The sequence below is a fragment of the Microbulbifer mixtoriginis (SeqCode) genome (genome assembly GCF_052467515.1).
This window is the reverse complement of sequence record NZ_CP174314.1, coordinates 4,626,337-4,645,272: the sequence shown is the minus strand read 5'-3', so window position 1 is coordinate 4,645,272 and position 18,936 is coordinate 4,626,337. Positions and strand designations below refer to the sequence as shown.

Below are 18,936 nucleotides of genomic sequence, written 5' to 3'. Positions count from 1 at the left end.
TGCGCGGCCTCTTATACAAACGCTGACGGATTTCGGAATCCAGCCCCTGCGGTTATTTGAACAGCACAGCCCCTATGGCACATTCAAGAGAAACGGTATCGAGTTATAACAATAAGAGGTCACCGTGGATCTGATTACCTTCGCCATCCCTTTTTTCCTGATCGCCGTACTCACAGAACTCGCACTGGACCGCTGGAAAGGTTGGGGGCTTTACCGCCTCAACGATGCCCTGGGAAATTTGAGTACGGGTATCCTAAGCCGCATACTTGGGCTTACTTATAAAAGCCTATTTCTAGTCATTTATATCCCGCTATACCAGCTGCTGCAGCCTTACTACCAAGCAGTCGGCTTCGACTGGTCCATGAGTAATGGCTGGCACCTGGCGCTAGCTGTACTCGCCTACGATTTTTGTTATTACTGGAAGCACCGCATCTGCCATGAGGTCAACGTGTTCTGGGCGGAACACCTGGTGCATCACCAGAGCGAGGACTACAACCTCACCACTGCCTTGCGCCAGTCTAGCGGTGGGCTGCAGTTGGATTGGGTATTCTATTTACCCCTGCTGCTAATTGGCTTGCCAGCGGAAATGGTGATCATGGCCGGAGCCATAGATCTGATTTACCAATTCTGGGTACACACGCAAAAAATTCCCAAAATCCGCTGGATGGAATGGTTGCTGATTACCCCCTCTAACCACCGAGTACACCATGCGCAGAACAAGGTGTACGTAGATAAAAACTACGGCGGAATCCTGATTATATGGGACCGCCTGTTTGGTACCTATCAAGAGGAGCTGGAGGGGGAGCCCTGTATTTACGGTGTGCGCAAACCCCTTAATACCTTCGATCCTCTGGCGGCAAATCTGCAACATCTGAAACGCATGGCGCAAGACGCCTGGTATACAAAAAACTGGTGGGACAAATTTACCCTTTGGTTCCGCCCCACCGGCTATCGTCCCGCAGATGCTGAAGCGGCAATGCCAGTCCCCTCCACCAATCTGAAATCTTTCCAGCGTTACAACCCACAGATTCATCGGGCCCGGCGCAACTACGCGCTGGGCCAGCACCTGTGCTATTCCGCCGCCACCCTGGCACTCCTGTGGTACTACCAGAGCCTGGAGATTCCCTTACTGCTGGGGGCAGTAGCACTGTTGGTTTTTGGCCTGGTAGTCAATGGGCGAATTCTCGATAACCATCCACTGACCAAATATCTGGAACCCTTGCGCCTGGCCCTCTACTGCGGGGTGCTGCCGATGTTAAACACACAATTTGTCCCAATTTTTAGCGCTTATATTGCGATCAGCGCTCTGGCCTGGGGGTGGTTGGCAATCACTTGCAAAGAGGATACAGTCGCTGTCGTTTGCGATTAGCAACAAGGAGTGAACCTCGATTGCAGGATGTTGGTGGTGATCGAGTGATCTCCCGCTGGGCGATCCCGGCCGGGCTCAGAAGGCAGTTTATAGCGCCTCCTGAAACTCCCAACACTTACCCCCCAATTCCGGCCGGGGTTTAGCCTTTTCCTCCTCCTTTTTCCTGGAATTGCGCAACTGCCAGTCACCGCTCAGGTAACGGCTTCGGTTATAATGCGCGCTTTGCCCCCGAACAGGATCAGTTGTGCAAACAGGAACCCTCTATACCGTATCCGCCCCCTCCGGCGCTGGGAAAACCAGTCTCGTCAAAGCACTGGTGGATAGCGACAGTCAGGTCACCGTTTCTATCTCCCATACCACCCGTTCAATGCGTCCGGGCGAGGTCAACGGTGTCGATTACCACTTCGTGTCGCGCGAGGAGTTTCTGGCAATGCTTGAGCAAGATGCCTTCTTCGAGCACGCTCAGGTATACGGTGATAATTACTACGGTACTTCCAAGGGCAGTATCGAGGAAATTCTCGCTGGTGGCCGCGATGTAATCCTGGAAATTGACTGGCAGGGTGCCGCTCAGGTGCGCCGTCTGCACCCAGAGACCGTCGGTATTTTTATTTTGCCGCCCTCTCAGGAGGCCCTGCGCGAACGCCTCACAGGTCGAGGCCAGGACGACGAAAGTGTGATCGAGCGTCGTATGGATCAGGCCATTGATGAAATGACCCACTACGTGGAAGCCGACTATCTGGTGATTAACGACGATTTCGAGCAGGCCCTAATAGAGCTTGGCTCCATCTTCACCGCCCAGCGCCAACGCCTGGAAAAGCAACAGAAACGCCACGGTGAACTGTTGCAGGCACTGTTGCGCCATTGAGCCGGTTGATCGAATTGCGTACACTCCCCGGTCCGGTAAAATAACCGGTCCCCCGAACAGAATTCGCCCACCCGGGCACAGTGAATGGAACCGAAAGTTTATGGCACGTATCACCGTTGAAGATTGCCTGGAGCACGTCGACAACCGCTTCGAACTCGTTATCGTGGGTAGTAAGCGCGCCCGCCAGATTGCCACCGGCGGACAGGATCCGATGGTTCCAGAAGAGAACGACAAACCCACGGTTATCGCCCTGCGTGAAATCGAAGAGGGCCTGGTTGATGCGAGCATTCTCGACCAGCCAGATCGTGAAGAGGCCCCGGCACCCATGGCAGCCCCGGCCTATCTATCCGACCAGGAAATCTGATTTCGATCTGTTCTGACCTAGAGTTTATGAGTTTTACGAGAGGCGCGCGCGGCATTGCACACCATCGATAGTCTGGCCCACCGCCTCTCCTCATACCTGCCTCCCGAGCAAATCCAAATAGTCCGTCGCGCCTATTTCTACGCGGAACAAGCCCACGACGGTCAGCAGCGACGTTCCGGTGAACCCTATGTGACCCACCCTCTGGCGGTGGCCACAATTCTCGCTGGCATGCATATGGATCACGAGAGCCTGGCTGCTGCCATGCTCCACGATGTGATCGAAGACACCGGAATCCCCAAAGCCGCACTGGAGGAGCAGTTTGGTGGCGAGGTTGCCGATATTGTCGACGGTGTATCCAAACTGACCCAGTTTGAGACAGACAGCGCCGCGGAAAAACAGGCGGAAAACTTCCAGAAAATGGCTCTGGCCATGGCGCGCGATATCCGCGTGATTTTGGTCAAGCTGGCCGACCGCTTGCACAATATGCGCACCCTCGGCGCACTCAAGCCACAAAAACGCCAGCGCATCGCTCGCGAAACCCTGGAAATCTACGCACCCATTGCCCACCGCCTGGGTATGAACGATGTGCGTATCGAGTTTGAGGACCGATCCTTCTTTGCGATCCACCCACTGCGCGCCAGCCGACTGCGTGCCGCTCTGGTAGCCGCGCGCGGCAATCGCAAGGAACTGCTGGAGCAGATCCAGAACGCCATTGAGCTGCGCCTGCAGCGTGAAGGAATCAGCTCCCTGGTGATTGGTCGAGAGAAACACCTATTCAGCATCTACCAAAAGATGCGCGCCAAGAAGAAATCCTTTAAAGAGATCATGGATGTCTACGCTTTCCGCATCATCGTGGACAGCGTGGACACCTGCTACCGGGTGTTGGGCGTAATGCACAGCCTCTATAAACCCGTCATCTCCGAATTCAAGGATTATGTTGCCATCCCCAAATCCAATGGATATCAGTCACTACACACAGTGCTGCTGGGAATGCACGGGGTGCCTATCGAGGTGCAGATTCGCACCAAGGAAATGGACGAAATGGCCAATAGCGGTATCGCCGCCCATTGGCTGTACAAGGCTTCCGGCGATGAGGTGATCAACACTGGTGGTACTAGCCAGGTACGTGCACGCCGCTGGGTACAGGGCCTGCTGGAGATGCAGCAGCGTGCCGGCGACTCCCTGGAGTTTATTGAGAACGTTAAGATCGACCTCTTCCCCGACGAGGTCTATGTATTCACCCCTAAAGGGCAGATTGTCGACCTGCCCGCCGGTGCCACCGCCGTGGATTTCGCCTACTCAGTGCATACAGATATCGGCAACTCCTGTGTGGCCGTGCGGATCAACCAGCGCTTGGCGCCCCTGTCACAGCCGCTGGCCAGCGGGCAAAAGGTGGAAATTCTCACCCGTAAAAATGCTCAGCCAAACCCAAACTGGCTCAACTTTGTTGTAACCGCCAAAGCCCGTAGCGCCATTCGACACTTCCTCAAACATCAGCGCCACCACGACTCCATTACTCTGGGGCGGCGCCTGCTCGAAAAGGCCCTGGGTAAATTTAATACCCGCCTGGAAGAACTGACACCGGAGCAACTGGAAAAAGGTCTGCAGGAAGCCAAGTGTGCCACTCTGGAGAAATTGCTGGAGGAGATAGGCCTCGGCAACAAAGTCGCCTTCTCGGCGGCCAAGCTGTTGGCTCCCGCACACAGTGAAGAGGCGGAAGCGAGCAATATCTCCTCGCCACTGACCATTGATGCCCAGGAGGGCATGATGATCAGTTTCGCCCGGTGCTGCCGCCCCATTCCGGGGGATACCATCATCGGCCATATCAGCTCCGGCAAAGGCGTAGTGGTACATCGGGATACCTGCCGCAATACCAACGAATTCCGCGAACACCCGGAAAACCTGATGCTGGTAAACTGGTCCCCAGACGTACGCGGAGAGTTCCTCGGGGATGTTCGGGTGGAAGTGGAGTCCGAGCGCGGCATTATCGCGCGCCTGGCCACCCGTATTACCGAAGAGGGGGCCAGTATCGAGCAGATTAATGTGGATGAAAAAGACGCCCATAACAGCGTAATTTCCCTCACATTAGAGGTCAGTGGCCGTATTCATCTGGCAAGAGTCATGAAAAGGCTGCGTAACCTGCCGTCGGTGATCCGTATCTCGCGCCCGTAAGATACTTGGATATCGTTCTGGCGAGCTAATTATCGACTCACTGAGAGCGAGCTTTTACTCCGCTTTTTGGCCTATGGCTTCGCTGCCATTCACTACAAAAGCGCGCTATATTTACTGGCTTTCCGCAACAAATAGCAATAAGTAATGGAGTGCCCAATGCCCAACCGCGCAATTATCAAAACAGACAAGGCTCCGGCAGCAGCCGGTACCTACTCCCAGGCGGTAAAGGTCAACGATACGGTATACCTGTCCGGGCAAATAGGACTGGATCCCGAGACTCAGCAGATGGTTTCCGGTGGTTTTGTCGATGAGGCCCACCAGGTTTTCCGCAACCTTGCAGCCGTTTGTGAGGCCTCGGATGGATCGCTCCAGCATATTGTGAAGCTCAATCTCTACATCACCGACAGCAACAACTTTGCCGCAGTGAATGAGGTGATGGCGGAGTTTTTTCAGGAGCCCTACCCAGCGCGTGCCACGGTGGTCGTTAAGGAGCTGCCGCTTGGTGCCCAGTTTGAAGCCGAGGGGGTGATGGTGCCTTAACCCAGCAGAGCGCCAGCCTGCAGTGCCGGACTTCCGCCCGGCACTGCATTTCTAGATTTCTCTCTCGTAGATTTGCCGCTGTCAGCCTTCCGCTTCCAATAGCGCACTGTAGCCCACTTTGTAATCGGGATACTTGAGCTGGTAACCACTAGCGAGCAAGCGCTGATTACTGAGTTTTTTCGAGCGGCGTTCGCTGGTCTGCACAATCTCACGCAAATGGGCGCTGGTATAGCCCATAGCCTTCACCAGCCACTGCTGTAGTTCATACATGGGGACCGGCTTACTATCGGCGCCGATATACAGCGGCTCTGGTATCCAACCCTGCTTGTGCCTTTCAACCAGGTGCAACAAAAAGCCAATGCAATCGTCCACATGAATACGATTACTGAACTGGGGGGGCTGGGGCGGAGCACAGCGACCGGCGCGTACCTGGGAGAGCAAGCGGTCACGCCCCGGACCGTAAATTCCGGCAAATCGTACAATACAGACCCCGGGAATCGCCGAGCGTATGATCTCCTCCGCCGCGAGCAGCGCCTCTCCCTGAAAACCACTAGGTGCAGGAGGCGTCTGCTCATCAAGAAAATCATCACCGCTCTGGCCATACACGCGGGTTGAAGATGCCCATATCACTAAGCGCGGCGGTTTTGGCAGGCGTGAAATGGCCTCACCCAAAGCCCGCGCGGTTTCCACGTAAGCGCGCTGATAACCGCCAGGGGTATGTTCATCCGGAGTAAATGTGGCGAGGACGATATCGGCACCATCCGTCAGCAGGCGCTCGATATCCCCCACCTTGGTGGCATCCCCCCGACGCCAATTAACCGCATCCGCTCTGCGCTTACTCGCCAGAGCCACCAGAGGGTTGCGTCGCATGCCGTAAACACTGTACTGCTTGCGATCTATATTTAGAGCGAGGCGCGCCCCCAGATCACCACACCCAAGGATCCAAAGCTTCTCTTTTTGTGTCATATAGTTCCCGACAATCTTGCGCCTGGGACAGCGTCGACTGCCATATTCCCTTGATATTGTGCTGTTGCGTCCCGCAGAACTCCTCAGATGAGAAGTCCCTAGTCTTATTTATTAACTATTAAACGGTGCGCCAAAAAAAATCCGCAAACGATTGCGGTTTTGCCATCCATGAATAACGATGCGAGGCACTTTCACGCCTCACCATTCCATCTGCCGCTCTGGTATTGAACTAATTACCGCGCCCTTTGAGTAGGCGGTAGACAGCGAGAAAGATAATCGCACCAATGGTGGCTGTTATTATGTCGCCAAATCCGAAACCGGTCACGGGGCCACCGAATCCAATCAGGGCACCAAGCCAACCACCGATGAAGGCACCGATAATGCCAATCACCATTGTGACTATCCAACCACCTGGGTCTTTACCTGGCATGATCCATTTGGCTAAGGCGCCGGCAATCAGTCCGAGAATAATCCAGGATAAAACTCCCATGGCGTTTCTCCATTCTGTTGGCCCTCATAAGATATAGCAAAATTTTGCGCCTCAATTCCATAAAGCCGTCCACAATTGGTAATTTTTCCCAACTTTGTGCCTGAGGTGACAGCTTAGCGCTAGGGTGTGGTCAGCAGCTATTATTTATGAATAATAGCTATCAAATACTATCGCTTAATTGTCTTTACCATGACTCTCAATGAACTGCGCTACATCGTCACTCTCGCTCAGGAACAGCATTTCGGCCGCGCCGCCGAGCGCTGCTTCGTCAGCCAACCGACCCTGTCTATCGCAGTAAAAAAGCTGGAGAAAGAGCTGGGCGTCGCCCTTTTCGAGCGTTCCAAAACCCGGGTACAGGCCACGCCATTGGGGGAGCGTATCGTCGCCCAGGCCCAACTGGTACTGGAACAGTCTGCCGCTATTAAAGACATCGCCAGCGCCGGTAAGGACCAACTGGCGAGCCCCCTCTCGGTCGGGGCGATTTTTACTATCGGCCCCTATTTGTTTCCGCACTTTATTCCGCAGCTACAGCACCTGGCCCCAGATATGCCTCTCTACGTAGAAGAGGGCTACACCGCCACTCTGCGCCAACGCCTGCGCAAGGGCGAGCTGGATGCGATCATTATCGCGTTGCCATTCACCGAGCCCGATGTGGTCACCCAACCACTTTATGACGAACCTTTCGTGGTATTGATGCCGGCTGGGCACCCCCTTGCCCAGCAGGAATTCATAGATCCCGAGCAGCTCACCAAAGATAATGTGCTGTTGCTTGGGGAGGGCCACTGCTTCCGCGACCAAGTGCTAGAGGCCTGCCCACACTTGCAGGTCACTATGGAGAAGGAGAGCGGTGGTGGAGGCATTCGCACAGCCGCCGATGGCAGTTCGCTGGAAACCCTGAGACACATGGTGGCCTCGGGTCTCGGTATCACCGTATTGCCATTCTCCGCTGCCACTGCTTCGCAATATGCCAGCGGGCTGCTGGAAACACGCCCCTTCAAGGCACCGGGGCCCCGGCGCACCGTCGCATTGGCTTGGCGTGCCAGCTTTCCACGCCACCGAGCTATCGATATATTGCGTGAGGCCATAAGCCAGTGTCATCTGATCGAGCCATAAACAACCTTGCAGATCAGCCGGTTACCAACCTCAAAGGGATAGGAGACAAGTTTGCCCAGGTCCTGGCCAAACTGCATATCCACTCCCTGCAAGACCTGCTGTTCCACTTGCCGTTGCGCTATCAGGACCGCACCCGGGTGGTGCCGGTGGCCGGGCTCACTGCCGGGATGGATGCGGTTATTGAGGGCGAGGTAACTGCCGCCGATGTAGTTTTCGGCCGCCGACGCAGTCTGGTAGTCAAGCTTCAGGATATGAGCGGCAGTATCACTCTGCGTTTTTTCCACTTTTCTGCTGCGCAGAAAAACCGCTTTGCCCGCGGCGTACGCCTGCGTTGCTTCGGCGAGGCGCGGCGTGGCGCCGCCGGCCTGGAACTCTACCATCCCGAGACTGAAGTTGTCGGCAGCGAAAACGCCACTACCAAGGAAACCCTGACACCGGTTTACCCCCTGACCGAGGGCGTCAGCCAGGGGCGTATGCGCGGTCTGATGCAGCAAGCCGTGGAGCTCCTGCGCAGTGGAGCCGTGACCGAACTGCTCCCTGCAGATTTACTACCAAAGCCATTGCGTTACCCCCTGAGTGAAGCCCTGGTTTATTTGCACTCGCCACCTGCCGGCACCCAGTTGGAAAAACTCGCCGCCGGCACACACCCCGCACAACAGCGCCTGGCCCTGGAAGAGCTGCTCGCGCACCATTTGAGCCTGCTGGAATTGCGGCGCAACAGCGCAAGAGTTGCGGCACCGCCACTGCCCACAAACAAATCTCTGGAGAGAGATTTCCTCTCGCGCCTGCCATTTTCGCTCACCGGTGCACAGCAAAGAGTCTGTGAGGAGATCGCCGAAGACCTCGCCCAGGACCTCCCCATGATGCGCCTGCTACAGGGAGATGTCGGCGCCGGTAAAACCCTGGTAGCGGCCATGGCTGCCCTCAAAGGCATCGGCGCTGGTGCTCAGGTGGTGGTGATGGCGCCGACAGAGATTCTCGCCGAGCAGCATAGAATCAATTTCTGTAACTGGCTTGAGCCTCTCAGCGTACAGGTAGCGCAACTTACCGGCAGCTTAAAAGCCGCCGAGCGCCGCGAGCAGTTGGGCAAAATTACCAGTGGCGAGGCGCAGCTGGTGGTAGGCACCCACGCACTCTTCCAGGAGGGTGTAGTGTTCCATAACCTGGTGTTGGTGATTATCGACGAGCAACACCGTTTCGGGGTGCGCCAGCGTTTGCAGCTGCGCGAGAAGGGCGCCGCCAGCGGTGCCACCGGCAGGTTACAGCCGCACCAGTTGATTATGACCGCCACCCCGATCCCCCGTACCCTGGCTATGTCCGCATTTGCCGATCTGGACTGCTCCATCATTGATGAGCTGCCTCCCGGTCGCCAGCCTATCAACACCGTGGCGATCTCTAACGACCGTCGCGACCAGGTGATGGAAAGAGTGCACAGTGCCATCGCCGAGGGGCGCCAGGCCTATTGGGTCTGCACTCTGATTGAGGAATCCGAGAGCCTGCAGGCTCAGGCCGCAGAGTCCACCGCCGAGGAATTAGTGGAGATGCTCGACGGGGCGCGTGTGGCCCTGGTACACGGGCGCCTTAAGCCGGAGCAGAAAGAGCAGGTAATGAGCGCCTTCAAAGCTGGTGAGGTAGACCTGCTGGTGGCAACCACGGTGATCGAGGTGGGGGTAGACGTTCCCAACGCCAGTCTGATGATTATCGAAAACCCAGAGCGCCTGGGCCTCGCCCAGCTGCACCAGCTGCGCGGTCGGGTTGGGCGCGGCTCCATAGCCAGTCACTGTGTGCTGCTCTACGGTACACCGCTGTCACAAAATGGACGGGCGCGCCTACAGGCGCTGCGTCAGCATAGCGACGGCTTCGCCATCGCTGAGGAAGACCTGCGTCTGCGCGGACCAGGGGAAATTCTCGGCACCCGCCAGACTGGAGAGATCCAACACCGTATCGCAGATCTACAGCGGGATGCGGAACTGCTGCCACAAGTGCAAAAAATAGCCATATCCCCACACTTGACGGAAGGGATGCGACAGCAGCTAATTAAGCGCTGGTTACAAAACAAGCCTCGTTTCGCCGAGGCTTGAAGAGAACGCCCTAGTGGGCGCCTACTGTACTGTTGTCGTTGATGCTGACACTCTTGTAATTGGCGTCGTAGTAAGTCTCCTCGTCCAAGGCGCCTTCACTCTTCGCCACCACACTGCTCACCACCGCATCCCCGGTGATATTCACTGCGGTGCGCACCATATCCAGCAGGCGGTCTACGCCGATCACAATGGCAATCCCCTCCAGCGGCAGTCCCACCTGCTGCAGCACCATACCGAGCATAATCAGGCCCACTCCGGGCACCCCGGCAGTACCAATAGAAGCCAGGGTTGCTGTCAGGATCACAGTCAGGAAGCCGGTCAAGCCGATCTCAATACCAAAGAACTGAGCGATAAAGACCGTAGCCACACCCTGCATAATCGCGGTGCCATCCATATTGATGGTTGCACCCAAGGGGACTGTGAAAGCAGCCACCTTGTTGTCCACACCTAAGCGCTTCTCAACTGTCGCCAGGGTTACCGGTATGGTTGCTGCCGAGGAAGCTGTACTAAAAGCAAAAATCATCGTCGGACGCATCTTTTTCAGCAGCTCAAGGGGCTTTAGGCCACTCAACAGCTTCAGTAGAATCGAATAGACGCCCAGTGCATGAATAATCAAGGCTGCCAGTACCACCAGGAAGTATTTACCCAGTTGCAGTAAGCCTTCTAAGCCCAAACCTGCAAAAGTTTTCGCCAACAGGGCAAAAACTCCGTAGGGAGCAAACACCATCAACACCCCCACCATGCGCAGTACAACGCTATTGAGATCGTTGAAGAAAGCTGCAATGCGCTTCCCTGGCTCGCCGCAGCGGGAGATCGCATAGCCCATTAATAGAGCAAACACGATAATTTGCAGCATATTGCCCTCGGCCATGGCTGCGACCGGGTTGGTGGGAAAAATATTTACCAGCACTTCAGAAAGTGGGGGAGATTCTTTTGGTTGGAAAGAAGACGTTGCCGCAGCAGCAGCCTCGCTCACACCTACCCCAGGCTGGAAGATCAGTGCCATGCACAGGGCCAGGGTAATAGCGATAGCCGTTGTCAGCATATAGAGCAGCACAGTTTTACCCGCCAACGGACCGATCCGGCTTCCTTCAGACAGGGCACAGGCACCACTGATCAGAGAAACCAACACCAACGGCACCACCATCAGCTTCAGAGAGGCGATAAAAATTCGCCCAATAATGTCAAACAGGCCACCTGTCAGGTAGAGGTTGATTGCGTTGGTAACACCCTCACCGAGCAATTGGCTCATGTTCAGGATATTGATCAGGATTCCCAACCCAATACCCGCGATCATCCCCAGCAGAATTTTGGTCGTAAGCCCCATAACAAGCTTCTCTTTATAAATTCATTGTTTTCATTAAAGGGAGCACTATATCCATTGCCGCCCCGGTGAGCAAAAATCCAACGGGGTGGCGCCAGCCGCCAGTGGGCAGGGTACAATGCCCTTTTTACCGACTGCGGAGTTATCGTTGCACCAGTCTCCATTTGTACCTGCGGGCGATTGGCGGGGGCGGCCGTTTGAATCGGCACAGTCCCAACCACCTGAAAACCTGATGCCGTGGCTGGCATACACCGGTTCGCTCACCGCTGCACTGAAGCAACTGAGTGGAGGGGATTTCAGTGTGCGGGTACTCGGTCAGAGCTGGCAGCTACCCCGAGCGGAGGAATGCCGCGCGCTCAATTTAAATCGGCACAGCCGCGCCCTGGTGCGGGAGGTACTACTGATAGGGTGTGGCCAACCCTGGGTTTACGCACGCAGTGTCCTGCCCCTGCGCAGCCTGCAGGGCAAGTCCCGTAACTTACGCAGTCTCGACGACCGCCCTCTGGGGGAGCTGCTGTTCAGCGAACCAGGGATTCGCCGAGGCGAAATAGAATTCAACCAATTGCGGCGCAACCCCGACTTGCAGGCTCAAGGACTCTGCGACGGCGGCGACAGTGCCTGGGGGCGCCGCTCAATTTTTTGGCTGCGGGGCAAGCCCCTCTTGGTCGCAGAGGCTTTTTTATCGCAGTTCTGCCCCGATGGCCCACCTGCAGTCCCCGCAAACCAATAATCAAATACAGGGAGATTAGCCACCGTGATTAGCCAACAAATCGCCGCGCGCTGGCCCGCCGCAATGCCCTATTGGCAATTGGCGCGTATGGATAGGCCCATTGGCTCCCTATTACTTTTGTGGCCCACTTGGGCCGCACTATGGCTTGCGGCGGGGGGCTGGCCAGGGCTGCACCTATTTGCAGTGTTCACTTTGGGCGTCATCCTGATGCGTGCGGCCGGCTGCGCGGTAAATGACTTCGCCGACCGAGAGATTGACGGCCATGTTAAGCGCACCGCCACGCGCCCCCTGGCCACCGGCAGCGTTACCCCCAAGGCGGCTCTGGGCCTCTTTGCCGGGCTCAGCTTCGCAGCTTTTCTGCTGGTGCTCACCACCAATCAGCTAACGATTTTATTGTCATTGCCAGCGCTGGCATTGGCCTTCTGCTACCCCTTCGCCAAGCGGCACACTCACCTGCCTCAAGTCGTATTGGGCGCAGCATTCAGTATGGGGATCCCCATGGCCTTCGCCGCGGTGACTGACGAAGTCCCTCCACAGGCCTGGCTTCTCTATGTCGCCAACCTCTTGTGGACCCTGTGTTATGACACTTTTTACGCCATGGTAGATCGGGATGACGACCTAAAAATCGGGGTTAAATCCACGGCAATTCTGTTCGGGGAAATGGACAGAGCCATGACCGCCGCTCTGCAGCTTTTGGTTCTAATGGCACTGGTGTTGATCGGCCAGCGCTTCGGCCTCGGCGCCATTTACTACTTGGCAGTTACAGCTATAGCCGCACTTTTCGCCTACCAGCAATGGCTGATTCGCAACCGGGAGAGAGAGGCCTGCTTCAAGGCATTTCTCCACAACAACTGGGTAGGATTGGTGTTTTTTGCCGGAATATTCCTGCATTACCTCTTCAATTGATCCAGGTCTGGGAGTTCAGGCATAACCGTCATATATTTGTCATATAAATCCCGTTTAATCCTCGGCCATAACCGGGAACTTCTGACAACAGAGCGGATATGGCAGCCAAATGCACAGTAAAACGATCCTGATTGTCGACGACGAAGCCCCTGTACGCGATATGCTGCGGGTGGCTTTAGAAATGGCAGACTACCGTTGCCTGGAGGCGGAAAACGCCCAGGAGGCCCACGCCTTAGTCATCGACGAAAAGCCAGACCTTATTCTTCTAGACTGGATGCTACCCGATGTATCCGGAGTAGAGCTGGCCCGCCGACTTAAGCGCGATGAGCTGACCACCGCGGTGCCCATCATCATGCTCACCGCCAAAGGCGAAGAAGACAATAAAATCAAAGGGTTAGAGACGGGCGCCGACGACTATATCACCAAGCCCTTCTCCCCCCGCGAGTTGGTGGCGCGCCTCAAGGCGGTACTGCGCCGCGCCGGCCCGGCCACCCCTGAAGACCCCCTCAGCGCCGGCGATCTGGTACTGGACCCTCTAAGCCACAGGGTCACCATCAAGGGACAGCCGGTGGATATGGGGCCTACTGAATTTCGCCTGCTGACTTTCTTCCTCTCTCACCAGGAACGCGCCTACACACGCACCCAGCTGCTGGATCACGTCTGGGGTGGCAATGTCTATGTGGAGGAGCGCACCGTCGACGTACACATCCGCCGCCTGCGCAAAGCCCTGGCACTTGACGGTCACGACCGTTATATCCAGACAGTGCGCGGCACCGGCTATCGATTTTCTGTGCAAACTGCCGAAAAAGTGTGACAATCTTCAAAGATCGGCACTGACTCCCGCGGTAACCATTGGTCACTCCCACAGAGGACCGGGTTTCTAAGATGTATTAAGTGCGGGGGTGGACATCAGCCCTCCCGACAACTGCCAGGTAACACGGCAAGGCTATGTTGGATCGCAGTATTGGCGAATTTTCGCGCTTCTTAATTATTGCTCTGGGCTGCTTGACCCTCGGCTTCACCACGTCCGAGTGGTCGCTCACCCTGATTTTAGGGCTGGCAGCCTACCTACTCTCAGTGCTGTGGCAGCAGCACCGCTTCAATCGCTGGCTGGCCAATGGCCGCCGCGGCCCCGCTCCCACTGCTTTTGGTATCTGGGGTGAAATCTATGACGACTTCTACCGTATGCAGCGCCGTCACCGCCGTGAGAAGCAAAAGCTGCATGTCATGTTACGACGTGTTCAGGACAGCACCAGCGCTCTGCGCGAAGGCATTGTAGCCCTGGAAAATGGCGACCACCTCGCCTGGTGGAACCCCGCCGCCGGCGAGCTGCTCGGCCTGCAATCTAGCGATCAGGGGCAGTCCCTGGTGAACTTTGTGCGCGACCCTGGCTTTGTCAGCTATATGCACAGCGAGGACAACAGCCCCCGCGAACCGCTGACCTTGCCCGCGCCGGGTAATGAAGCCCTGCACCTGCAACTGGAAGTGACCCGCTACGGCAAGGATGAGGCCCTGGTGATCGTTCGCGATATCACCCGCTTGCACAATCTCGAGCAGATGCGCCGCGATTTTGTCGCCAACGTTTCTCACGAGTTGCGCACTCCTCTTACCGTAATCGCCGGCTACCTGGAAACCCTACAGAACAGCGATATGGCCCCCCCTGCCTGGCGGCGCCCGCTGGTTCAGATGGAGGAGCAGGCGGCACGTATGACCACCTTGGTCAACGACCTGCTTCTTCTGGCACGCCTGGAAACGTCAGAACGAAAAACGGGTGACGTCTCTGTAGATGTGCGCGAGTTGATGGAGCGAGTTGCCCGTGAGGCGCGCAGCTTTAGCGGCGACCGTCACCAGATCAGTGTGGCGTGCGAAGGGGATTACAGTATCCGCGGCGATGCCAGCGAGCTACACAGCGCTTTCGCCAACTTGGCGCTCAATGCGGTGAAATACAGCCCGGGGAACGGGGAGATACAACTGCGCTGGTGGCAGGATAACGATGGCGGTCACTTCAGTGTGCGGGACCAGGGTATCGGTATAGACCCGCTTCACATCCCGCGCCTTACCGAACGTTTTTACCGGGTAGACCCCGGCCGCTCCCGCGACAGCGGCGGCACGGGATTGGGCCTGGCTATCGTCAAGCATGTACTGTTGCGCCACGGTGCGGAAATGAGCGTGCACAGTGTCCCAGCCCAGGGCAGTACTTTCACCTTGCACTTCCCCTCTACCAAGCTGAAAGAGAGCCCCTCCCGGGAACTAATGGAGACCGAGGGCGCGGATTCCTAATCCACCCCCTCAATGATAAAACTATTCAAATTCCGGCAGCTTTACCGGCTCACCATTTTTGATGTAGGTGGTCTCTTCTTCATCGTGCACCGGGGTGCTCTCCCGGCGCAGGATCAGGTGGTGCAACTTTAAATCCCCATCTCTTAACAACAGATGCTCATTGCCATTGTCATCCACAGGCAGAGGCTTGTTTCCCACCAAGGCATCGCGCAGAGCGCGCAGCCGCGGCACATCTTTATAGCGATTCAGATCATTGGAGAGACGCGTTTTCATGCGCTCACTTTCATGCAGGGCTGCAGCAGTTTCACGATATTTGGCGAAAAAAAATACAGCAGCAATGGCAAACGCTACAACAACAGACACTTCAAACCAAACGGGCATAATCACTCCTTGTTATCGTATTTACGCCAAACGACCAGCTGATTGTTCGCTGGCAGGTAATTTAGCTCTTCCCGACGCATGCCGACATCACTGGCCAATTGATCCAACCACTCCAGATCACGGATACCGCTATCGGGGTTGCGCTCTTTGAGGTAGGTATCGAAATCCGCATTGCTGGGCCCGATAAAACTGCCATCAATCTTGAAGGGTCCATATACAACCAGCAAGCCATTGGGTTCTAACAGAGTGTGCAGTTTGTGAAAGAATCGCTGTACTGACTCCCTCGACATAATATGCAGGGTATTCGCGGTAAACACCGCATCGAAATTCAGCGCTGGCCAGGGCGCATCGACATCCAGAGTCAGAGGTTCGCGCAAGTTCTGTGCAGGCGCACTCGCCAACCAAGCTCGCACACCGGGCAGCATTTCCGTCCGCTCCGAGGTCTGCCAAATTAAGTGGGGCAGGCGCGGTGCAAAAAAGACCGCGTGCTGGCCTGTGCCGCTCCCCACCTCCAATACCTTATGGCTACCATCCAGCAGGCGGCGCAGTTGAGTAAGAATTGGATCGCGATTACGCGCACAAGCCGGTGCATCCGGCAGGCTGGTATCGCTCATTGCTGCTCATCCCGAGTGAAAACCCAGTCGCGCTCATTGGACATGCCCGAGTTATAGGTATAGCCAGCCACATCAAAGCCCTTAAGCTCCTCCGCTTTCTTCACCCGCTGCTCAATCGCCCAGCGGCTCATCATGCCCCGCGCTTTCTTGGCAAAGAAGCTGATCATCTTATACTGACCATTTTTTAGATCTTTAAAATGAGGGGTAATGACCTCTGCATCGAGCGCCTTGGGCTTTACCGCCTTGAAGTACTCATTAGAGGCAAGGTTGACCAATTCCCGACTCTTCAGCGCATGCAACTGGGCATTGAGCGTCTCAGTAATTTGCTCTCCCCAAAATTCATACAGATTTTTACCGCGGCTGTTTTCAAACCTGGTGCCCATTTCCAGGCGGTAGGGTTGCATCAGGTCCAGCGGGCGCAACAGGCCATAGAGACCGGAGAGCATTCGCAAATGCTTTTGCGCATAACTGAAATCGCGCTTGCCCATAGTTTCAGCGGCCAAGCCGGTATAAACATCCCCCTTAAAGGCGAGTAGAGCTGGGCGCGCATTTTTATTTGTAAAAGGGCGTTTCCAGTCTTGAAAGCGGTCGTAATTCAACACACCGAGCTTGTCGGAAATCTTCATCAAGCTGGAGATTTGCTGTGGGCTCAGATCACGCAGTTCGCCAATTAATGCCGCTGACTCCTTGAGAAAGTCTGGCTGAGTGGTTTCCAGTGTGGGTATTTCGCTCTCGTAATCCAGCGTCTTGGCTGGAGAAATCACTATTAACATCGGGTGCCTTACTTGTGCTGCTTCGCTTTCTATTTGAACCCAACCGCTAGGATCGGGGCACTGCTCTATTCGGGCTTCAATATATCCTGCCACCAGTTGAGGGGTGTTTGGCCATCCTTCGGATCGTAGACATTGCCGTAGTACCAAGCACTGTTGGCACCATCACAGATACTATTGAGAATTTCCTCAATCTTATCGAAACCACAGCTGACATGGATGCTGTAAACCAGCATGCGCGGAACTTCCAGATCCAGCTCTCCTCCAAGTTTTTCCAGCTGCGGGCTCAAGCGGTCGGAGAGTTCGGCACTATCGCCGCGACAGAAAATACGGATCGCCAGATTACCGGAGCGCTTAACCAGCTCAAATTGCTGGGTATCTTTATCCACTTTAATGCAATCGCCACTGGCGATGCCTTTAATAAATGCGGGAGAACGTACCAGCTGGCAACTGTCGTCCTCATTGACTCGTACCTGTAAGCGCTCTACCACCGGCTCGCCATCGGGGTTGGTGCCCGCAAATAACTCTATTACCTGAAGTGCCGTCATAACCTCTATTCCCCGACTGTGTACAATGGGTGATCGTTGAATAATCGGCATTATACAGGGAGGCAAGCAATGATCTCGTGTAACCAGGCTTTCTTCGCCGCAGTGGCGTTGACGGCAACCTCTATTATCAGTGGCTGTGTCACCAATCCAGTGACCGGAGAGCAACAGTTTTCTCTGGTATCGGCCCAGCAGGAATTGAACTTAGGGCAGCAGCAATACCCTATTAACCAGCAACAACAGGGCGGTCAGTACACCATAGATCCCAATTTGCAGGAATATGTGAACCGGGTCGGGCAAAAGCTGGCAAGATTCTCAGACCAGCCGCAGCTGCCCTACGAATTTGTGGTATTGAATAACTCCGTTCCCAACGCCTGGGCACTTCCCGGTGGCAAAATCGCCATTAACCGGGGCCTGCTGGTCCTGCTTGAGGATGAGGCAGAATTGGCCGCTGTGCTCGGCCACGAGATTGTCCATGCCGCCGCCCGCCACTCCGCCACCGCCATGTCACAACAGCAGGTGCTCGGAGCCGGACTGGCTGTACTCGGTGCGGCCACCAAAGATTCCGCCTATGCGGACCTTATTTCTACTGGCAGCCAGCTGGGAGGTTCTGCCTATATCGCCCGCTACGGGCGCGGCAACGAACTGGAATCCGACGAATACGGCATGAAATATATGGCTGCCGCCGGCTATGCCCCCCAGGGCGCCGTGCGACTGCAGCGCAAATTCGTCGAACTCTCCAAAGGGCAGCAGAGCAACGGCCTGGAAGCCCTCTTCGCCAGCCACCCCCCATCACAGTCCCGCGTCAGCGCCAATATCGAGCACAGTAAATCCCTACCCAAGAACGGGGTCACCAACCGCGATGCCTATCAAAAGGCCATAGCACAACTAAAACGCGATGCCGATGCCTATGAAAATTATGATGGTGCCATAAAAGCAGCCAATAAAAAGCAGTTTGGTACGGCACTGAATTTGATACGAAAGGCACAGAAGCAACAACCAAAAGAAGCCTCTTTCTTCGCTCTGGAAGGAGATTTGCTCGCCCAGAAAAAACAATTTGATAAAGCCCACCAGGCCTACGACCGTGCCGTACAGAAAAATCCTGCACTATTTTCCCACTGGTTAAAACGCGGCATGGCTAGTGCGCAACTTAAAAATTACACTGCTGCGGAGAGGGACTTAAACCGTTCTCTACGTTATTTGGAAACAGCTTACGCACACTTCTATTTGGGCGAGGTGTATGAAAAGCAGGGGAATAAGCAAAGCGCTTTCAAGCACTACGAGACAGCAGCCGGGGCAGGGGGAGAAATAGGCACTAAGGCGCAGGCGCGGATACAGGCATTGACTGGAAAAGCTTAAGCCCAATTTCTCCTAAAAATCGATTAAAAAGGGCTACTTATAAGTAGCCCTTTTATTTAGCTATTAA

General features: G+C 55.5%; 19 protein-coding genes. 12 read left to right on the top strand and 7 right to left on the bottom strand.

Annotation, left to right across the window (positions count from 1 at the left end; all coding sequences use genetic code 11):
- Nucleotides 1–124 precede the first annotated feature (124 nt).
- The 5 genes from ACJJIT_RS20050 (at nucleotide 125) to ACJJIT_RS20030 (ending at nucleotide 5,310) form a co-directional block, all read left to right on the top strand.
- Nucleotides 125–1,369: a sterol desaturase family protein gene (locus tag ACJJIT_RS20050; protein ID WP_444899468.1), complete on the top strand. Its 1,245-nt coding sequence runs from the start codon at nucleotides 125–127 to the stop codon at nucleotides 1,367–1,369.
- A gap of 244 nt (nucleotides 1,370–1,613) precedes the next feature.
- Nucleotides 1,614–2,234: a guanylate kinase gene (gene gmk, locus ACJJIT_RS20045; RefSeq protein WP_444899467.1), complete on the top strand. Its 621-nt coding sequence runs from the start codon at nucleotides 1,614–1,616 to the stop codon at nucleotides 2,232–2,234.
- 100 nt (nucleotides 2,235–2,334) lie between these two features.
- The gene (gene rpoZ, locus ACJJIT_RS20040) at nucleotides 2,335–2,598 is read left to right on the top strand and encodes a DNA-directed RNA polymerase subunit omega (protein ID WP_252086044.1); all 264 of its coding nucleotides are present in this window, start codon (nucleotides 2,335–2,337) and stop codon (nucleotides 2,596–2,598) included.
- Nucleotides 2,599–2,652: 54 nt separating this feature from the next.
- Nucleotides 2,653–4,770 carry a bifunctional GTP diphosphokinase/guanosine-3',5'-bis pyrophosphate 3'-pyrophosphohydrolase gene (gene spoT / locus ACJJIT_RS20035; RefSeq protein ID WP_252083894.1) on the top strand — a complete coding sequence of 706 codons (2,118 nt, stop codon included), beginning with the start codon at nucleotides 2,653–2,655 and terminating at the stop codon, nucleotides 4,768–4,770.
- A 156-nt stretch (nucleotides 4,771–4,926) separates the two neighbouring features.
- Complete coding sequence (locus tag ACJJIT_RS20030) at nucleotides 4,927–5,310, top strand: Rid family detoxifying hydrolase (RefSeq protein ID WP_444883209.1); 384 nt, start codon at nucleotides 4,927–4,929, stop codon at nucleotides 5,308–5,310.
- A gap of 81 nt (nucleotides 5,311–5,391) precedes the next feature.
- Here the strand turns inward: ACJJIT_RS20030 and ACJJIT_RS20025 are convergent, their stop codons facing one another.
- Both ACJJIT_RS20025 and ACJJIT_RS20020 read right to left on the bottom strand, forming a co-directional pair.
- Nucleotides 5,392–6,276: an NAD-dependent epimerase/dehydratase family protein gene (locus ACJJIT_RS20025; RefSeq protein WP_444887588.1), complete on the bottom strand. Its 885-nt coding sequence runs from the start codon at nucleotides 6,274–6,276 to the stop codon at nucleotides 5,392–5,394.
- A 229-nt stretch (nucleotides 6,277–6,505) separates the two neighbouring features.
- Nucleotides 6,506–6,766: a GlsB/YeaQ/YmgE family stress response membrane protein gene (locus ACJJIT_RS20020; RefSeq protein WP_252083897.1), complete on the bottom strand. Its 261-nt coding sequence runs from the start codon at nucleotides 6,764–6,766 to the stop codon at nucleotides 6,506–6,508.
- 189 nt (nucleotides 6,767–6,955) lie between these two features.
- Between ACJJIT_RS20020 and ACJJIT_RS20015 the strand changes: the two genes are divergently transcribed.
- The gene (locus ACJJIT_RS20015; RefSeq protein WP_252083898.1) at nucleotides 6,956–7,879 is read left to right on the top strand and encodes a hydrogen peroxide-inducible genes activator; all 924 of its coding nucleotides are present in this window, start codon (nucleotides 6,956–6,958) and stop codon (nucleotides 7,877–7,879) included.
- Entirely contained in the window at nucleotides 7,858–9,960 is a 2,103-nt protein-coding gene (gene recG / locus ACJJIT_RS20010; RefSeq protein WP_444899466.1) for an ATP-dependent DNA helicase RecG, read from the top strand. The genes ACJJIT_RS20015 and recG overlap by 22 nt, the downstream gene beginning before the upstream one ends.
- Nucleotides 9,961–9,970: 10 nt before the next feature.
- On the opposite strand, the gene ACJJIT_RS20005 is transcribed toward recG, so the two are convergent.
- Nucleotides 9,971–11,287: a dicarboxylate/amino acid:cation symporter gene (locus ACJJIT_RS20005; protein ID WP_444883212.1), complete on the bottom strand. Its 1,317-nt coding sequence runs from the start codon at nucleotides 11,285–11,287 to the stop codon at nucleotides 9,971–9,973.
- Nucleotides 11,288–11,402: 115 nt separating this feature from the next.
- On the opposite strand from ACJJIT_RS20005, the gene ACJJIT_RS20000 reads away from it, so the two are divergent.
- From ACJJIT_RS20000 to phoR, 4 genes are all read left to right on the top strand, one after another.
- Nucleotides 11,403–12,014 (top strand): chorismate--pyruvate lyase family protein, encoded by a 612-nt coding sequence (locus tag ACJJIT_RS20000; protein ID WP_444883213.1) that lies wholly within the window; start codon nucleotides 11,403–11,405, stop codon nucleotides 12,012–12,014.
- Between the two features lie 63 nt (nucleotides 12,015–12,077).
- On the top strand, nucleotides 12,078–12,920 hold the full coding sequence (gene ubiA / locus ACJJIT_RS19995; RefSeq protein ID WP_444900936.1) for a 4-hydroxybenzoate octaprenyltransferase: 843 nt from the start codon (nucleotides 12,078–12,080) through the stop codon (nucleotides 12,918–12,920).
- Between the two features lie 109 nt (nucleotides 12,921–13,029).
- Nucleotides 13,030–13,734 (top strand): phosphate regulon transcriptional regulator PhoB, encoded by a 705-nt coding sequence (phoB, locus tag ACJJIT_RS19990; RefSeq protein ID WP_252083902.1) that lies wholly within the window; start codon nucleotides 13,030–13,032, stop codon nucleotides 13,732–13,734.
- A 134-nt stretch (nucleotides 13,735–13,868) separates the two neighbouring features.
- Nucleotides 13,869–15,200: a phosphate regulon sensor histidine kinase PhoR gene (gene phoR, locus ACJJIT_RS19985; protein ID WP_444899465.1), complete on the top strand. Its 1,332-nt coding sequence runs from the start codon at nucleotides 13,869–13,871 to the stop codon at nucleotides 15,198–15,200.
- Between the two features lie 21 nt (nucleotides 15,201–15,221).
- Here phoR and ACJJIT_RS19980 read toward each other — a convergent pair whose 3' ends face one another.
- From ACJJIT_RS19980 to ACJJIT_RS19965, 4 genes are all read right to left on the bottom strand, one after another.
- A complete protein-coding gene (locus tag ACJJIT_RS19980) occupies nucleotides 15,222–15,581 on the bottom strand; it encodes a hypothetical protein (RefSeq protein ID WP_444899464.1) in 360 nt (119 codons plus the stop codon).
- 2 nt (nucleotides 15,582–15,583) lie between these two features.
- Nucleotides 15,584–16,195, bottom strand: coding sequence for a DUF938 domain-containing protein (locus ACJJIT_RS19975; protein ID WP_444899463.1), 612 nt, complete (start codon nucleotides 16,193–16,195; stop codon nucleotides 15,584–15,586).
- Complete coding sequence (gene yaaA, locus ACJJIT_RS19970) at nucleotides 16,192–16,968, bottom strand: peroxide stress protein YaaA (protein ID WP_444899462.1); 777 nt, start codon at nucleotides 16,966–16,968, stop codon at nucleotides 16,192–16,194. Before yaaA ends, ACJJIT_RS19975 begins: the two co-directional genes overlap by 4 nt.
- A 65-nt stretch (nucleotides 16,969–17,033) precedes the next feature.
- Nucleotides 17,034–17,513: a DUF4265 domain-containing protein gene (locus tag ACJJIT_RS19965; RefSeq protein WP_444899461.1), complete on the bottom strand. Its 480-nt coding sequence runs from the start codon at nucleotides 17,511–17,513 to the stop codon at nucleotides 17,034–17,036.
- 69 nt (nucleotides 17,514–17,582) lie between these two features.
- On the opposite strand from ACJJIT_RS19965, the gene ACJJIT_RS19960 reads away from it, so the two are divergent.
- On the top strand, nucleotides 17,583–18,869 hold the full coding sequence (locus ACJJIT_RS19960; RefSeq protein ID WP_444899460.1) for a M48 family metalloprotease: 1,287 nt from the start codon (nucleotides 17,583–17,585) through the stop codon (nucleotides 18,867–18,869).
- Nucleotides 18,870–18,936: the final 67 nt, after the last annotated feature.

What these genes read in the sequence shown, in the direction of transcription:
- ubiA (WP_444900936.1), top strand. Translation starts at nt 12,078, where the DNA reads ATGCCCTATTGGCAATTGGCGCGTATGGATAGGCCCATTGGCTCCCTA.
- ACJJIT_RS20020 (WP_252083897.1), bottom strand. Translation starts at nt 6,766, where the DNA reads ATGGGAGTTTTATCCTGGATTATTCTCGGACTGATTGCCGGCGCCTTA.
- ACJJIT_RS19960 (WP_444899460.1), top strand. Translation starts at nt 17,583, where the DNA reads ATGATCTCGTGTAACCAGGCTTTCTTCGCCGCAGTGGCGTTGACGGCA.
- ACJJIT_RS20015 (WP_252083898.1), top strand. Translation starts at nt 6,956, where the DNA reads ATGACTCTCAATGAACTGCGCTACATCGTCACTCTCGCTCAGGAACAG.
- ACJJIT_RS20000 (WP_444883213.1), top strand. Translation starts at nt 11,403, where the DNA reads ATGCCCTTTTTACCGACTGCGGAGTTATCGTTGCACCAGTCTCCATTT.
- phoR (WP_444899465.1), top strand. Translation starts at nt 13,869, where the DNA reads ATGTTGGATCGCAGTATTGGCGAATTTTCGCGCTTCTTAATTATTGCT.
- yaaA (WP_444899462.1), bottom strand. Translation starts at nt 16,968, where the DNA reads ATGTTAATAGTGATTTCTCCAGCCAAGACGCTGGATTACGAGAGCGAA.
- ACJJIT_RS20005 (WP_444883212.1), bottom strand. Translation starts at nt 11,287, where the DNA reads ATGGGGCTTACGACCAAAATTCTGCTGGGGATGATCGCGGGTATTGGG.
- phoB (WP_252083902.1), top strand. Translation starts at nt 13,030, where the DNA reads ATGCACAGTAAAACGATCCTGATTGTCGACGACGAAGCCCCTGTACGC.
- ACJJIT_RS19975 (WP_444899463.1), bottom strand. Translation starts at nt 16,195, where the DNA reads ATGAGCGATACCAGCCTGCCGGATGCACCGGCTTGTGCGCGTAATCGC.
- ACJJIT_RS20025 (WP_444887588.1), bottom strand. Translation starts at nt 6,276, where the DNA reads ATGACACAAAAAGAGAAGCTTTGGATCCTTGGGTGTGGTGATCTGGGG.
- rpoZ (WP_252086044.1), top strand. Translation starts at nt 2,335, where the DNA reads ATGGCACGTATCACCGTTGAAGATTGCCTGGAGCACGTCGACAACCGC.
- ACJJIT_RS19965 (WP_444899461.1), bottom strand. Translation starts at nt 17,513, where the DNA reads ATGACGGCACTTCAGGTAATAGAGTTATTTGCGGGCACCAACCCCGAT.
- ACJJIT_RS20030 (WP_444883209.1), top strand. Translation starts at nt 4,927, where the DNA reads ATGCCCAACCGCGCAATTATCAAAACAGACAAGGCTCCGGCAGCAGCC.
- ACJJIT_RS19980 (WP_444899464.1), bottom strand. Translation starts at nt 15,581, where the DNA reads ATGCCCGTTTGGTTTGAAGTGTCTGTTGTTGTAGCGTTTGCCATTGCT.